The organism is Hydrogenophaga sp., from assembly GCF_028698005.1.
In the GTDB taxonomy this organism is placed as follows: Bacteria; Pseudomonadota; Gammaproteobacteria; order Burkholderiales; family Burkholderiaceae_C; genus Hydrogenophaga.
In genome coordinates, this window is the sequence record NZ_JAQVEJ010000076.1 from 1 (window position 1) to 13,409 (window position 13,409).

Annotated in this window: 13 protein-coding genes and 1 pseudogene; 13 read left to right on the top strand and 1 reads right to left on the bottom strand. The window is 67.0% G+C overall.

The genetic code is table 11. The features are described from left to right. The first annotated feature begins 443 nt into the window (after nucleotides 1-443). Genes PHQ87_RS09165 through PHQ87_RS09225 form a run of 13 tightly spaced genes read left to right on the top strand, consistent with a single transcriptional unit; the run spans nucleotide 444 to nucleotide 13,260 of the window. On the top strand, nucleotides 444-1,514 hold the full coding sequence (locus PHQ87_RS09165) for a BMP family ABC transporter substrate-binding protein (RefSeq protein WP_300233249.1): 1,071 nt from the start codon (nucleotides 444-446) through the stop codon (nucleotides 1,512-1,514). A 39-nt stretch (nucleotides 1,515-1,553) separates the two neighbouring features. After that, nucleotides 1,554-2,684, top strand: coding sequence for an ABC transporter permease (locus PHQ87_RS09170; protein WP_300233251.1), 1,131 nt, complete (start codon nucleotides 1,554-1,556; stop codon nucleotides 2,682-2,684). Further along, the gene (locus PHQ87_RS09175; protein WP_300233253.1) at nucleotides 2,681-3,601 is read left to right on the top strand and encodes an ABC transporter permease; all 921 of its coding nucleotides are present in this window, start codon (nucleotides 2,681-2,683) and stop codon (nucleotides 3,599-3,601) included. The genes PHQ87_RS09170 and PHQ87_RS09175 overlap by 4 nt, the downstream gene beginning before the upstream one ends. Nucleotides 3,602-3,659: 58 nt before the next feature. Next, the gene (locus tag PHQ87_RS09180; protein WP_300233255.1) at nucleotides 3,660-4,676 is read left to right on the top strand and encodes a formamidase; all 1,017 of its coding nucleotides are present in this window, start codon (nucleotides 3,660-3,662) and stop codon (nucleotides 4,674-4,676) included. Between the two features lie 10 nt (nucleotides 4,677-4,686). After that, nucleotides 4,687-5,370 carry an isochorismatase family cysteine hydrolase gene (locus tag PHQ87_RS09185; RefSeq protein ID WP_300233257.1) on the top strand — a complete coding sequence of 228 codons (684 nt, stop codon included), beginning with the start codon at nucleotides 4,687-4,689 and terminating at the stop codon, nucleotides 5,368-5,370. A 17-nt stretch (nucleotides 5,371-5,387) separates the two neighbouring features. Continuing rightward, nucleotides 5,388-6,371 (top strand): ABC transporter substrate-binding protein, encoded by a 984-nt coding sequence (locus tag PHQ87_RS09190; RefSeq protein ID WP_300233259.1) that lies wholly within the window; start codon nucleotides 5,388-5,390, stop codon nucleotides 6,369-6,371. A 9-nt stretch (nucleotides 6,372-6,380) separates the two neighbouring features. Further along, nucleotides 6,381-7,154, top strand: a complete 774-nt coding sequence (locus tag PHQ87_RS09195; protein ID WP_300233261.1) for an ABC transporter permease — start codon at nucleotides 6,381-6,383, stop codon at nucleotides 7,152-7,154. Further along, nucleotides 7,151-7,993: an ABC transporter ATP-binding protein gene (locus PHQ87_RS09200; RefSeq protein ID WP_300233263.1), complete on the top strand. Its 843-nt coding sequence runs from the start codon at nucleotides 7,151-7,153 to the stop codon at nucleotides 7,991-7,993. Before PHQ87_RS09195 ends, PHQ87_RS09200 begins: the two co-directional genes overlap by 4 nt. After that, entirely contained in the window at nucleotides 7,990-9,612 is a 1,623-nt protein-coding gene (locus tag PHQ87_RS09205) for an ABC transporter ATP-binding protein (RefSeq protein WP_300233265.1), read from the top strand. Before PHQ87_RS09200 ends, PHQ87_RS09205 begins: the two co-directional genes overlap by 4 nt. Continuing rightward, complete coding sequence (locus PHQ87_RS09210; RefSeq protein ID WP_300233266.1) at nucleotides 9,609-10,286, top strand: cysteine hydrolase; 678 nt, start codon at nucleotides 9,609-9,611, stop codon at nucleotides 10,284-10,286. Before PHQ87_RS09205 ends, PHQ87_RS09210 begins: the two co-directional genes overlap by 4 nt. Further along, nucleotides 10,283-12,082: an allophanate hydrolase gene (gene atzF / locus PHQ87_RS09215; RefSeq protein ID WP_300233268.1), complete on the top strand. Its 1,800-nt coding sequence runs from the start codon at nucleotides 10,283-10,285 to the stop codon at nucleotides 12,080-12,082. The genes PHQ87_RS09210 and atzF overlap by 4 nt, the downstream gene beginning before the upstream one ends. 18 nt (nucleotides 12,083-12,100) lie before the next feature. Then, the gene (hpxZ, locus tag PHQ87_RS09220) at nucleotides 12,101-12,502 is read left to right on the top strand and encodes an oxalurate catabolism protein HpxZ (protein ID WP_300233270.1); all 402 of its coding nucleotides are present in this window, start codon (nucleotides 12,101-12,103) and stop codon (nucleotides 12,500-12,502) included. A gap of 32 nt (nucleotides 12,503-12,534) precedes the next feature. After that, the gene (locus PHQ87_RS09225) at nucleotides 12,535-13,260 is read left to right on the top strand and encodes a GntR family transcriptional regulator (protein ID WP_300233272.1); all 726 of its coding nucleotides are present in this window, start codon (nucleotides 12,535-12,537) and stop codon (nucleotides 13,258-13,260) included. A 23-nt stretch (nucleotides 13,261-13,283) separates the two neighbouring features. Here the strand turns inward: PHQ87_RS09225 and PHQ87_RS09230 are convergent. Then, nucleotides 13,284-13,409 (bottom strand): annotated as a pseudogene (locus PHQ87_RS09230) (magnesium transporter CorA); the annotation flags it as partial.

The window sequence follows — 13,409 nt, forward strand, 5'->3', positions numbered from 1 at the left end:
TAGAGGCGTGCATGGGCCCTGCAGACGCAACTGCCGTACCAGCCACGCCCAGGCGGCAAGGCGGCGCTTTGCGTGGCAAAACAGCGCCTTGCGGCCAAAAACCGTGCAGGCATCGCCACGCCCCAACACCTTTTTGTCGGCTTGCGTACAAACGCGACGCGCCCTGGCAGCGCACAGGCGCGGTGCACAGGGGCCTGAGCAACCTCCCCAATGTGGCACGGAATGCTGCATCCCGCCGCACGAAAGATGCGTTTTCTGCCTGAAAAACGACTTTCTGCCCCCATCAAAACTGGCCCATGAATTGCTTGTATACAAGTTAGAACCTCAGAACATCCCCAAAAGCGGACGTTTGCAGGTTCTCCCATCCGCCATTTTTGAACTGGAGCAACACAATGTCCGAAGAACTGCACTGGAAACGCCGAAATTGGATCAAACAGACGGGAATGCTTGGCCTCAGCATGGCCGCTGGCAGTTGGGCCTCTTGGGGTCAAGCAGCGAGTCCGCTCACCGTGGGCTTCATCTATGTGGGTGCCAAGGACGACTACGGCTACAACCAGGCCCATGCCGAGGCGGCCGCCGTGGTCAAGACCTGGCCCGGCATCAAGGTGGTGGAAGAGGAGAACGTGCCCGAGACCACCGCGGTGCAGAAGACCATGCAGGGCATGATCGTGCAGGACGGCGCCAAGCTGCTGTTCCCCACCTCCTTCGGCTACTTCGACCCGCATGTGCTGGCCATGGCCGGCAAGTTCCCGGACATCCGCTTCGCCCACTGCGGCGGCCTGTGGACCGAGGGAAAGCACCCGAAGAACGTGGGCAGCTTCTTCGGCTACATCGACGAGGCCCAGTACCTCAACGGCGTCATCGCCGGCCACATGAGCAAGAGCAAGAAGCTCGGCTTCGTGGCAGCCAAGCCCATCCCGCAGGTGCTGCGCAACATCAACGCCTTCACGCTGGGCGCGCAGTCGGTGCACCCGGACATCACCTGCTCGGTGATCTTCACCGGCGACTGGTCCATGCCCGTCAAGGAGGCCGAGGCCACCAACAGCCTGGCCGACCAGGGTGTGGACGTGTTCACCATGCACGTGGACGGCCCCAAGGTGATCGTCGAGACCGCGGCCAAGCGCGGCAAGTTCGTCTGCGGCTACCACGCCTCGCAGGCCAAGCTGGCGCCGCAGGCCTACCTGACCGGGGCCGAGTGGAACTGGGTCACGCCCTACAAGCAGATCGTCGAGGCCGCCAAGAACGGCCAGCCGCACCCGAACTTCGTGCGCGGCGGCCTGAAGGAAGGCTTCGTGAAGGCTTCGCCTTATGGCGCCATGGTGTCCGAGGCCGCCCGCAAACAGGCCGAGGGCATCCGCGCGGCCATGCTCAAGGGCGCTTTCGACATCTTCAAGGGCGAGCTCAAGGACAACACCGGCAAGGTCGTGATCCCCAAGGGCACGGTGCACAAGCAGACCGACGTCGCGCTGGAAGGCATGAACTACCTGGTGACCGGCGTCATCGGCAAGGTCTGACACCCCCGCACCTCCCCTGAAGACGCCACGGAGAACGCCATGCCTGCTGCTGCCCCCCGGCCCTGGCACGTCGCCGCCGAGAACCTGCTTCTGCCGGTGCTGGCCCTGGCTGGCGCGCTGCTATTGTTTGGTGGCTTCGTCTGGCTAGGCGGCACCAGCCCGCTCGAGACCTGGCAGCTGCTCTACGAGGGCGCCTTCGGCTCGGCCTTCTCCTGGCAGAACACCCTGCTGCGCGCCGCGCCGCTGATGCTCACCGCCCTGGCTGTGGCCCTGCCGGCCCAGGCCGGGCTGACGGTGATCGGCGGCGAGGGCGCGCTGGCCCTGGGGGCGCTGGCCTGCGCCGCCCTGCCCGGCCTCATCGCGCCGCCGGCCAATGGCCTGGGCATCGCGATGGTGCTGGCCGCGGGCGCGGCCGCCGGGGCCGCCTGGGTGGCGCTGGCCGGCGCGCTGCGCCAGTACCGCGGGGTCAACGAGACCATCTCCAGCCTGCTGCTGAGCTACATCGCCATCGCGGTCTTCAAGCACCAGGTCGAAGGCCCGCTGCGCGACCCAGCCAGCCTGAACAAGCCCTCCACCCCGCCGCTGGCCGAGGCCCTGCGCATCGGCCCCATCATGGGCGAGGCCGCCTTCGACAGCTGGCTGGGCGATGTGCACTGGGGCCTGGTCATCGGCACGGTGCTGTGCCTGCTGGCCGGCTTGTGGCTGAGCTTCACCACCCATGGCTTTGCCGTGCGGGTGGTGGGCGGCAACGCCAAGGCTGCGCGTCTGGTGGGCCTGCCCAGCCACCGGCTAATTCTGGTGGCCTGCGCCGCCGGTGGCGCCTGCGCCGGGCTGGCAGGCGCCGTCGAGGTGGCCGCCGTGCAGGGTGCGGCCAACGCGTCGGTGCTCTCGGGCCTGGGCTACACCGGCATCCTGGTGGCCTTCGTGGCCCGGCAAAACCCCTGGGCCATCCCGCCGGTGGCCGTGCTGTTCGGCGGCTTCGGTGCGGCCGGCAGCCTGCTGCAGCGCCGGCTGGACCTGCCCGACGCCTCGGTGCTGGTGCTGCAGGGCTTTGCCTTCGTGCTGATTCTGGCCGCCGAGGCGCTGCGCGGCCGCATCGCCGCCGGCCTGGCCGGGGCCCTGTCCCCCACCCTGCCGGCCACCCCGGCCCTGAAGGAAACCATGCCATGAACGCCGACGACTGGACCACCTTGTTGCTGGCCGTGCTGGGCGGCGCCATCCGCGTGGGCACGCCCTTTCTGTTCGTCAGCCTGGGCGAATGCCTGACCGAGAAATCCGGCCGCATCAACCTGGGCCTGGAAGGCGTGCTGGTGCTCTCGGCCATGGCCGGTTTCGGCGGTGCCTACCTCAGCGGCAGCGTCTGGCTGGGCGTGCTGGCCGCCGGTGCCAGCGGCGCCCTGCTGGCCACGCTGCACGGCCTGCTGTGTTCGCTGCCGCGGGTGTCGGACATCGCCACCGGCATCGCGCTGATGCTGCTGGGCACCGGCCTGGCCTTCTACTTCGGCAAGCCGCTCATCCAGCCGCAGGCGCCGCAGATCCCCGCCCTGGCGCTGGGCGCCTGGAGCGCCTCGCCGCAGGTGCAGACCGCCCTGTCCGTCAACGCGCTCTTTCCGCTAGGCGTGCTACTGGCCGGGCTGATGGCCTGGGGCTTCACCCGCACCCGCTGGGGCTTGGTGGTGCGCATGGCGGGCGACTCCAGCGACGCCGCCCGCGCCCTGGGCTACTCGGTGCACGGCGTGCGCATCGCCGCCACCGCGGCCGGCGGCTTCATCGCCGGCCTGGGCGGGGCTTCGCTCTCGCTCTACTACCCCGGCAGCTGGAACGAAGGCCTGTCCAGCGGCCAGGGCCTGATCGCGGTGGCTCTGGTCATCTTCGCACGCTGGAGTCCCTGGCGCTGCCTGGGCGCGGCCCTGTTGTTTGGCGGGGCCGGCGCCATCGGCCCAGCCCTGCAGTCGGTGGGCATTAGCGCCGGCTATTACCTCTTCAACGCCGTGCCCTATGCGCTGACGCTGCTGATCCTGGTACTCACCTGTTCGCCCCGGCGCTCGCTCAAGGGTGCGCCGGTCGAGCTGAGCCTGAGTCGATAAACCCCGGCAACCGTGATGCGCGACGGTACATCCCGGCCTAGACAAGGAGTTTTGTGACATGAGTGGATTGGGTGGACTAAACAAATCGCCGAACGGCGTAGTCGTCGGCCTGGTGCAGCTGCAGCTGCCGGTGGTGAACACCCCGACGCAGCTCGCGGTGCAAACCGAGCGCGTCGTCGCAATGGTCGGCAAGGCGCGCCGCGGCTATCCGGCGATGGACCTGGTGGTATTCCCGGAGTATTCGCTGCACGGCCTGTCAATGGCCACGACCGACACGCTGATGGTCGCACTTGACGGCCCCGAGGTGGCCGCCTTCCAGGTCGCCTGCGCGGCCAACCGAATCTGGGGCTGCTTCTCGATCATGGAACGCAACCCCGAGGGTAACCCGTACAACACCGGGCTCGTCATCGACGACCAGGGTGCGCTGAAGCTCTATTACCGCAAGTTCCACCCCTGGGTGCCGGTGGAGCCCTGGGAGCCCGGCAACATGGGCATCCCGGTGATCGACGGCCCCCGGGGCGTCAAGCTGGCGCTGATCATCTGCCACGACGGCATGTTCCCCGAGATGGCGCGCGAATGCGCGTACCAGGGGGCCGAGCTGATGCTGCGCACCGCCGGCTACACCGCGCCGATCCGCCATGCCTGGCAGATCACCAACCAGGCCAACGCCTTCCAGAACCTAATGGCCACGGCTAGCGTGTGCCTGTGCGGCAGCGACGGTACCTTCGACTCCATGGGTGAGGCCATGGTCTGTAACTTTGACGGCACTGTCATCGCACAGGGTGGTGGGCGGGCCGACGAAATCGTCTGCGCCGAAATCCGCCCCGACCTGATCCGCGAGGCTCGCGAGCACTGGGGGGTCGAGAACAACCCCTACCAGTTCCTGCACCGCGGCTACGTGGCCGTGCGAGGCGGCGCCACGGACTGCCCCTACACCTTCATGCGCGACATGGTGGCCGGTAGCGCGAAGCTGCCCTGGGAAGAACGTGTCGTCGTGAAGGACGGCACGCCCTGCGGCTTCGATCCGCCGACGCGCCGCTACCGTGGCGAACAGTCCAATCTGCTGAACCAATGAGGAGCCTCCGTTGAAGACCATCGCCTCCAAACCCTATGCCTGGCCCTACAACGGTGACCTGCGACCCGCCAACACGGCGCTGGTCATCATCGACATGCAGACCGACTTCTGCGGCGTCGGCGGCTATGTAGACAAGATGGGCTACGACCTGTCGCTCACCCGCGCACCGATCGAGCCCCTGAAGCGCCTGCTGGCCGAAGCGCGCCGCGTGGGCCTGCACGTCATCCACACCCGCGAAGGCCACCGGCCGGACCTGTCCGACCTGCCGCCCAACAAGCGCTGGCGCTCGCAGCAGATTGGCGCGGGCATCGGCGACATGGGGCCGTGCGGTCGCATCCTGGTGCGCGGCGAGCCTGGCTGGGACATCATCCCCGAGCTCTACCCCATCGCCGGCGAACCCATCATCGACAAACCGGGCAAGGGCAGCTTCTGCGCCACCGACCTGGAGCTGATCCTGCGCGTGCGGGGCATCGAGAACCTGATCCTCACCGGCATCACCACGGATGTCTGCGTGCACACCACCATGCGCGAGGCCAACGACCGCGGTTTCGAGTGCGTGATGCTGACCGACTGCACCGGCGCCACCGAGCAAGGCAACCACGCCGCCGCCATCCAGATGATCCAGATGCAGGGCGGCGTGTTCGGGGCGGTGGCCGATTCCAGCGCGCTGCTCGAACTGCTGCGCACCTTCTGAACAGGAGTAAAGCCACCATGACCTCGAACATCCAACGCCGCCACCTGCTCATCGGCGCCAGCGCCGCGAGCGCGCTCACCGCCATGGGGGCCAGGCCGGCGCATGCCGACGACAAGATCCTGATCGGCTACTGGCCCATCGCTTCCGGCCTGCCGCTGTACGTGGGTCTGGAGCGTGCCATCTTCAGGGAAGCCGGGCTGAACATGGAGGGCGTGAAGTTCGCCAGCGCGCAGCAGGTGGCCGAGGCCATGATCTCCGGCCGCATCCACGGCTCGGCCAACGGCACCGCCTCGGCCGTGCTGGGGCTGGCCGAGATCACCAGTCCCAACCTGTTCAAAATTATCTGCTCCAACCCCTCGAACAGGTCGCTGGTGCTGGACGAGTTCGTGGTACCCAAAGACAGCCCCGTGAGGTCGATCGCCGAGCTGGCGGGCAAGAAGATCGCCAGCGGTCCCGGCATCCAGAACGTCACGCTGGCCAAGATCATCCTGGAGAAAAACGGCATTGCGAACCCGACCGTCACCGAGCTGCCGGTGGGCCAGCACGTGCCGGCGCTGGCCTCAGGCCAGGTCGATGCGGTCTACACGCTGGAGCCCACCGGCACCGCCGGCAGGCTGAAGGGCCTGAGCCGGGTGCTGGAGACCGGCGTGATCTCCAAGTACGTGCTGGGCAATCCGGACGCACCCTGGTTCGGCGGCAGTGCCAGCGTCACTAATGCGTTTCTCAAAGACTCGCCGGAACTGGCCAGGCGTTACATCGCAGCCTATGGCAAGGCAGTGCAATGGGTGCGCTCGTCGCCAGAGGAGTCGCGCAAACACATGGATGGCTTCACCGCCATCGAGGAGGCACTGGTCAGAGAGGTGCCTTTGTCCGGCTTCACGATGTACAACGAATTCAGCGTCAGCGATCTGGGTTATTTCCAGAAATTTTTCGACGTATTCACCGAGCGCAAGATATTCAGCCGCAAGCTGGACGTGAAGTCGCTGCTCTACACCGCTTGAGAGTACCGCATGAACGCGCTCGCCTTCTTCTACAACCGCCGGTGGCTGCCATTGGTGGGGCCGCTGCTGCTGTTGGCGCTGTGGCAGCTGATGATCTCGGCGCAGTGGGTCAAGCCGGTGCTGCTGCCGCCGCCCGGCGAAACGCTGCAACACCTGGCGCAGGCGTTCACTAGCGGAGCCATCCTGCCGGACGTATGGGCCACGCTGCTGCGCACGCTGTGCGCCTTTGCCATTGCCATTGCCATCGGCCTGCCGCTGGGCGTGATGTTCGGCAGTGCCGAGAGTGCCTACCGCAGCGTGGAGTTCCTGATCGACTTTTTCCGCTCCACGCCCAGCTCGGCGCTGATCCCGCTGTTCATGCTGATCTTCGGCATCACCGACCTGAACAAGATCGCCATCGCCAGCTTCGGCGCGATGCTGATCGTGCTTTTCAACAGCGCCTACGGTGTGATGAACGCCAAGAAGACGCGGGTGATGGCGGCGCAAATCATGGGTGTGTCGCGCTGGCATGTGTTCAAGGACGTGATGCTGATGGAGAGCCTGCCCCAGACCTTCATCGGCCTGCGCAGCGCAGTCTCGATGGCGCTGGTCATCGTCATCGTGGCCGAGATGTTCATCGGCTCAGAGACCGGCCTGGGCCACCGCATCATCGACGCGCAGCAGGTCTTCAACGTCAAGGACATGTACACCTCCATCCTGGTGACCGGTGCGCTGGGCTACGGCCTGAATCTGGTCTTCCTGCTGATCGAAAAGAAGCTGATCCACTGGGGAGGCAAGGCATGACGAGCTCGCTACTGGTCTCCGCCACTCCCACCGAGGTGAAGCTGGCCACGACCGCCAGCAGCCTGCTTACGCTGCGTGCGGCGCCCAACACCCACGTGACGGTGCGCGGCCTGTGCAAGTCGTTCGCCGGCCAGGTGCTCTACAAGGACTTCAACCTCGATCTTCCGCGCCGTCAGATCGTCTCGATCTTCGGGCCGAACGGCTGCGGCAAGTCCACGCTGATGAACATGATCGCCGGGCTGGTGCCGCTGGACTCGGGCGAGATCCTGTTCGACGGCAAGAGCCTGAAGGACACGCGCATCGGCTACGTGTTCCAGAACTACCGCGATGCGCTGTTTCCGTGGATCAGCGCCTGGGACAACATCGCCTACCCGCTGCGCCGCCAGGGCATGAAGCCCACCGAGGTGAAGCAGCGCGTGGACGAGCTGGTGGCGCTGTTCGAGATCCGCTTCGACCTGCAGCGCTACCCCTATGAGCTCTCCGGAGGACAGATGCAGACCGTCTGCATCATGCGGGCGCTGGCGCCCAAACCTGAGGTGATGTTTCTGGACGAGCCCTTCTCGGCGCTGGACTTCGAGATGACGCTGTTCATCCGCGCCAAGCTCCAGGAGGCGCACCTGGCCACCGGCGTGAGCATGGTCATTGTCTCGCACGACCTGGAAGACGCGGTGTTCCTGGCCGACCAGATCCTGCTGCTCACGCGCAGGCCCACGCGCATCGCCGAGCTGGTGCCCTTCCCCATGCCGCGGCCGCGCACGCCCGAGGCGGTGTCGGACCCCGAGTTCGTGCGCGTGAAGGCCCACACCCTCGAAGTCTTCCGCCGGGAGATGCAAGCATGAATGCCGTCCAACTCGAAACCTACCGCCTGAGCAAGCACTTCGGCAGCTTCACCGCGCTGGGCGATGTCTCGCTCAGCGTGCGCCCGGGCACCGTGCACGCCCTGCTGGGGGAGAACGGTGCCGGCAAGAGCACCCTCGTCAAGTGCGTGGTGGGCTACTACCAGCCCGACGACGGCGCGGTGCTGGTGGGTGGGCGCGAGCAGGCCATCAACTCGCCCGTCGTGGCCCGCGACCTGGGCATCGGCATGGTCTATCAGCACTTCACCGTAGTTCCGGGCATGACGGTGGCCGAAAACCTGCTGCTGGCACGTGGTCGCCTGCCGGCCGTCGTACCCTGGAAGCGGGTACGCGCGGAGCTGGACGCTTTTTTGAAGACCACTCCATTCCGGCTGGATCTGGATGCCACACCGATGGACCTCTCGGCAGGCGAAAAGCAGAAGCTGGAGATACTCAAGCAGCTCTTCTTGAAGCCGCGCTTGCTGATCCTCGACGAGCCCACTTCGGTGCTCACGCCACAGGAAGCCGACGAGGTGCTGGGCGCGTTGCGCGCGCGCGCCCATGCAGGTAACTGCTCGGTGCTGATGATCACCCACAAGTTCCGCGAGGTGAGCGCCTATGCCGACGACGTGAGCGTGCTGCGCCGCGGCCGCCTGGTGCACAGCGGCGCCGTGGCCGACACCACGCCCGAGGCGCTGGCCGAGGCCATGGTGGGCCGCGAGGCCGGGCCAGAGGAAGTCCGCGAGGAGCTGGCCACCCGCCCGGAGGCTGAGCTGGCGCCACACACTCCAGGCGAGGTGCAACTCGACGTCCGCGGCCTCACCGTGCGCGGCGACCGGGGCGAGAGTGCAGTGCGCGACCTGAACCTGTCCGTGCGCGCCGGAGAAATCGTAGGTGTGGCTGGCGTTTCCGGGAACGGCCAGCGCGAGCTGATGGAGGCACTGGTGGGCCAGCGCGCCCGCGAATCCGGCAGCGTGCACGTGGCCGGCCAGCCTTTTGCAGCCACCCGCGCCGAGAACCAGCGCCTGGGCGTGCGCGCCATGCCGGAGGAGCCGCTGCGCAACGCCTGCGTGGGCGCGCTGAGCGTGGCCGACAACATGGGGCTGCGCAACTTCGACCAGGCGCCCTTCTCGCGCGGCGGCTGGCGCCTGGGCGGTCGCCTGCGTGCCCAGGCCCGAGCCTGGATCGCCGAGTATGGCGTCAAGACCCAGGGCGAGCGCGCACCGATTCGCAGCCTTTCGGGCGGCAACGTGCAGCGCGCCGTGCTGGCCCGCGAACTGGCCGGCGAGCCCCGACTGCTACTGGTGTCCAACCCGGTGTTCGGCCTGGATTTCGCCGCGGTGGCCGACATCCACGCGCGCCTGCGCGCGGCCCGTGCGCGCGGCTGCGCGCTGTTGCTGGTCAGCGAGGACCTGGACGAGTTGCTGGCGCTGGCCGACCGCATCGTGGTGATGAGCGAAGGCCAGATCGTGCTGGACATGCCGGCCGCCGCAGCCGACAGACAGACTCTGGGTGGCCACATGGGTGGCCACATGGGTGGCCACATGGGTGGCCACATGGGTAGCCAGATGGGTGGCGGGCACGCTGCGCGCACGATCCCTGCCGACCGGGAGGCCGCATGAAACCTCCCCCTCGCATCCTGAATGCCCAGCCCTTTGCCTTTGCCTACGAGCTGCCTCACACCGCCTTGGTCATCATCGACATGCAGCGCGACTTCGTCGAGCCCGGCGGCTTTGGCGCAAGCCTCGGCAATGACGTGGCGAAGCTGCAATCCATCATCCCCACCTGCCAGGCGGTGCTCTCTGCCTGGCGCCAGGCCGGCGGGCTGGTGGTGCACACCCGTGAGGCGCATGCGCCGGATCTGTCCGACTGCCCCCAGGCCAAGCGCCAGCGCGGTAAACCCCAGCTGCGTATCGGCGATGAAGGGCCCATGGGCCGGATCTTGATCGCGGGCGAGCCGGGCAACCAGATCATTCCCCAACTGGCCCCGCGGCTGGGTGAATTCGTTATCGACAAACCTGGCAAGGGCGCCTTCTACGCCACCCCCCTGCACGCCCTGCTGCAAGGCTGCGGGATCACCCACCTGGCGTTCATGGGGGTGACCACCGAGGTCTGCGTGCAGACCTCGATGCGCGAAGCCAACGACCGTGGCTACGACTGCCTGCTGGTCGAGGATTGCACCGCCAGCTACTTCCCCGAATTCAAGCAGGCCACCCTGGAAATGATCCGCGCCCAGGGTGCCATCGTTGGCTGGACCAGCCTGGCCGCGCCGTTGATCGAAAGTCTTTACGCATGAATATCCCCGTGACCCTGGCCGACTGGCGTGGCGCCTACGCAGCCGGCGCCCAGCCCGCCATCCTGCTGGGCGCGCTGCTGGCCCGCCTTGCGCCCGACGACCCCGCCTGGATCAGCCGGCTGGACGCCACCAGCCTGGCCGCCGAACTGGCCCGCCTGGACAGCCTGGACCCAGCGCAGGCGCCGCTCTGGGGAATTCCGTTCGCGGTGAAGGACAATATCGATGCAGCCGGATGGACCACCACCGCAGCCTGCCCTGCCTTCGCCCACACGGCCGATGCCGATGCCACCGTAGTGGCCCGCCTATGTGCAGCTGGTGCAGTGCTGGTGGGCAAGACCAATCTGGACCAGTTCGCCACCGGCTTGGTCGGCACCCGCTCGCCCTATGGCGAGGTACCCAACACCTTCGATCCCGCTTACGTCAGCGGCGGTTCCAGTTCGGGCTCGGCCTCAATCGTCGCACGTGGTCTGGTGCCCTTTGCGCTGGGCACGGACACCGCCGGCTCAGGCCGCGTGCCGGCCGGCTACAACCACATCGTAGGTCTCAAGCCCACACCCCACCGCATAGGCATGCAGGGCGTGGTGCCGGCTTGCCGTACGCTGGACGTGGTTAGCGTCTTCGCCCTGACCCTGGGCGATGCCGCAGAAGTGGCGGCGGTCATTGACGGGCCGGATGCCGGCTCGCCCCTTCCCCACCCGGTGCTGCAGCCGGCCTGGCTGCCCGAGCGTCCGCGCATCGGCATACCCGACGCTACCGGGTTGGACGCGGCCCTGGGCTACCCCGCTGCATGGAAGTCTGCCCTGGCCCGCGCCCAAGCCCTGGGTGCCGAACTGGTGCCGGTGGACTTCGAGCCGCTGTTCGCCGTGGCCAACCTGCTGTATGACGGGCCCTGGATCGCCGAACGCTACGCCGCCATCCGCGAGCTGATAGAACGCCAGCCTGCGGCCTTGGACCCGGTGGTGCGCGAACTCATCCTGCAAGCGCGCCGCTTCGATGCCGCCCAGGTCTTCGAAGGCCACTACCAGCTCGAAACCCTGGCCCGCGCGGTGGCACCGCTGTGGGAGGGGCTGGACGCCCTGCTGGTGCCTACGGCCCCCACCCACCCGACGCGGGCCGAGGTGGCAGCCGAACCCATCGCGCGCAACAGCGCACTGGGCCGCTACACCAACTTCGTCAACCTGTTGGGCTGGTCGGCCCTGGCTCTGCCCAGTAGCTTCACCACCGCCGGCCTGCCCTTCGGCATCACCCTGATCGGCCCGGGCGGCGCCGATGCGGCCCTGACGCAGTGGGGTCAGCACTGGGAAGCGGCCCGGCTGGCTGAGCCTGGTGCCTTTCTCGGAGCGCGACTGCGGCCTGCTCGCAACGAAGACTATGCCTTGCGGCGCAGCTTGAACGCCGCCCCCACCCTGAAGCTGGCAGTGGTCGGTGCCCATCTGCAGGGGCTGCCACTGCACCATCAACTCACGGAACGGGGCTGCCGCCTGCGGTACCGCACCCGCACTGCACCAGCCTACCGCCTGCACGCCCTGCCAGGCACTACGCCACCCAAGCCCGGCCTGGCCCGGGTGGCCCCTGGCGAAGCTGGCCATGCCATCGAAGTGGAGGTCTATGAGATGCCGCTGTACCGGGTGGGTTCCTTCCTGGCATTGATTCCGCCGCCCCTGGGCCTGGGTTCCGTGGAGCTGTTTGACGGCAGTTGGGTCAAGGGCTTCATTTGCGAAGGCGCTGCCCTGGCTGACGCGCCGGACATCAGCGCCCACGGCGGCTGGCGCGCCTACCTGGCCAACCTCGGCTGACCCTTTGCCAAAACGACCATGCCACTCAGAAACGAACAAATCGACCTGCCCGAAATACTGGGCGAGGTGGAAGCCGCCTTTCACGCCTACGAGCGTGCGCTGATGAGCAACGATGTCGAAACCCTCAACGCCTTCTTTTGGAACAACCCACGCACCACCCGCTACGGCGTCGCCGACCGCCAGTGGGGCCATGCCGAACTGGTGGCCTACCGCCAGGCCACACCGGCGCCAAACTTCACCCGCCGCCTAGAGCATCTGCGCCTCCATGCCTTCGGGCCAGACCATGCGGTAGCGCAGGTGGAGTTTGTGCGCAGCGACACCACACTGCGGGGCTTCCAGACTCAAGTCTGGGCACGCCTGCCAGAAGGCTGGCGCATCGTCAGCGCCCATGTGAGCATGATCCCTTGGAAGAGCGCCTGAACCACTGTCCTGTTTCGTATGATGACGCCCCGATGAAGCCGCGCCTGCCGTTCGCCCCAGCCTCCAGCCTCGCCCCGACGGCCAGCAATAAAGCGCGTCCCACGCTGGCCGACCAGGCCTACGACCGCATCAAGGGCCTGATCTTCGACTTCCGCCTGATGCCGGGAGACCGTTTCAGCGAGACGGAGCTGACCGAGCACGTGCAGGTCAGCCGCACTCCTTTGCGCCAGGCCCTGCAGCGCCTGCAGCGTGAGGGCTTTCTGCGGGTCTTTCCCAAGCTGGGCTGGCAGGTAGCGCCGTTGGACTTCGACAAGTTCGACGAGCTCTACGATCTGCGCATCCTGCTGGAATGCCACGCAGTGGGCCGTCTGTGCGAAAGCCTGGATCGCGCCAGCCTGGACAGTCTGACGGCTCGCTGGGAAGTTCCGGCCAGCCAGCGCCTGGACACCCCCGCCGCAGTACGTGACCTAGACGAAGCCTTTCATCACAGCCTGGTGGAAGGCAGCTGCAACCGCGAGATGGTGCGCGTGCATGGCGAAATCACCGACCGCATCCGCATCATACGCAGGCTGGACTTCACCAAATCCAGCCGAATAGAAGCCACCTACGCAGAGCATGCTGCAATCTTGCGGGCCATCGTCCGCCGACGCGCCCAAGAAGCCCAGCGCCTCCTGCGTGCGCACATCGAGCAAAGCAAGCTCGAGGTCCGCCATATCACGCTGGACATGCTTTATCGGGCTCGACAAGTTTCCGCCTGAGACCCCTGACCCACCTGAGCCCCTCAGCGCTTGTTCCGAAACGCCAGCCAGGCCGCAAGGGCGCTGAAGGCGGCAATGACGCCCACAAGCACCCAAAAGCCATGCGGATGGTCGGCCAGCGGGATGCCGCCGACGTTCATGCCGAACAG

Bases quoted from the DNA above. Each gene is read 5' to 3' on its own strand.
- PHQ87_RS09170 (WP_300233251.1), top strand. From the start codon at position 1,554: ATGCCTGCTGCTGCCCCCCGGCCCTGGCACGTCGCCGCCGAGAACCTG.
- PHQ87_RS09210 (WP_300233266.1), top strand. From the start codon at position 9,609: ATGAAACCTCCCCCTCGCATCCTGAATGCCCAGCCCTTTGCCTTTGCC.
- PHQ87_RS09195 (WP_300233261.1), top strand. From the start codon at position 6,381: ATGAACGCGCTCGCCTTCTTCTACAACCGCCGGTGGCTGCCATTGGTG.
- PHQ87_RS09165 (WP_300233249.1), top strand. From the start codon at position 444: ATGCTTGGCCTCAGCATGGCCGCTGGCAGTTGGGCCTCTTGGGGTCAA.
- PHQ87_RS09175 (WP_300233253.1), top strand. From the start codon at position 2,681: ATGAACGCCGACGACTGGACCACCTTGTTGCTGGCCGTGCTGGGCGGC.
- PHQ87_RS09225 (WP_300233272.1), top strand. From the start codon at position 12,535: ATGAAGCCGCGCCTGCCGTTCGCCCCAGCCTCCAGCCTCGCCCCGACG.
- PHQ87_RS09190 (WP_300233259.1), top strand. From the start codon at position 5,388: ATGACCTCGAACATCCAACGCCGCCACCTGCTCATCGGCGCCAGCGCC.
- PHQ87_RS09205 (WP_300233265.1), top strand. From the start codon at position 7,990: ATGAATGCCGTCCAACTCGAAACCTACCGCCTGAGCAAGCACTTCGGC.
- PHQ87_RS09180 (WP_300233255.1), top strand. From the start codon at position 3,660: ATGAGTGGATTGGGTGGACTAAACAAATCGCCGAACGGCGTAGTCGTC.
- hpxZ (WP_300233270.1), top strand. From the start codon at position 12,101: ATGCCACTCAGAAACGAACAAATCGACCTGCCCGAAATACTGGGCGAG.
- atzF (WP_300233268.1), top strand. From the start codon at position 10,283: ATGAATATCCCCGTGACCCTGGCCGACTGGCGTGGCGCCTACGCAGCC.
- PHQ87_RS09200 (WP_300233263.1), top strand. From the start codon at position 7,151: ATGACGAGCTCGCTACTGGTCTCCGCCACTCCCACCGAGGTGAAGCTG.